The following is a 623-nucleotide window of genomic DNA, read 5'->3' as shown; positions in this document are numbered from 1 at the left end:
TTGTCATATTAGCTGTTGGATTTGTAATTCAATACTTGTTAGGTTGGCTTCAAATAAAAAACTTCACTAAACATTATACAGAATTACGAGAAAATGGACGTGTGGCTATAGGGAGAAGACCAGCTATTTTTAAATCAGGAACATTAGTGCTACTCCAAATTAATAAGCGTAATGAAATCGAAGATGCTCGTTATATGCAAGGTGTCACAGTATTTTCTAAATTCAAGAAATTAAAAGGTTTAGAAGGTTATAAAATTCATAAATTAAGAGATACTGATTTAATAAAGTACAATAAATTATTAATAAAAGCTATCTTAGACGCCCAACACACATTTAATGTTATTAAATCTGGAGGAGAAATTGAAAAAATACCTTCACCAATGATTAAAGCGGTTAAAAAAATAAATAGAATGTTTAAAAAAGAAGGGAGTAAATCAACATGGACTTCATAGTTAAGTTAGCTGAAGGTTTTATCAATCTATTTCAAACAGGTGCAGATACATTTATAGACTGGATGACAACAATTGTACCTTTAGTATTGATGTTATTAATTGCGATGAACACATTAATTCAATTAATAGGTGAAAAAAGAATTAATATAATTGCACAAAAATCATCTAAAA

The 623-nt window shown here is 28.3% G+C and carries 2 protein-coding genes; both read left to right on the top strand.

All coding sequences use genetic code 11. The annotated features are described in order from the left end of the window. On the top strand, positions 1–452 hold a 452-nt coding region (locus tag ACF91D_RS31335), incomplete at its 5' end, for a transcriptional regulator GutM (protein ID WP_392438635.1). After that, a partial coding sequence (locus tag ACF91D_RS31330) for a PTS glucitol/sorbitol transporter subunit IIC (RefSeq protein WP_392438634.1) occupies positions 440–623 on the top strand: 184 nt, incomplete at its 3' end. The genes ACF91D_RS31335 and ACF91D_RS31330, both read left to right, overlap by 13 nt.

It is taken from the genome of Staphylococcus sp. 231237_7MaSpsaltlick (genome assembly GCF_043107035.1).
The sequence above is the reverse complement of the archived record's forward strand: the minus strand, read 5'-3'. Positions and strand labels throughout refer to the sequence as shown.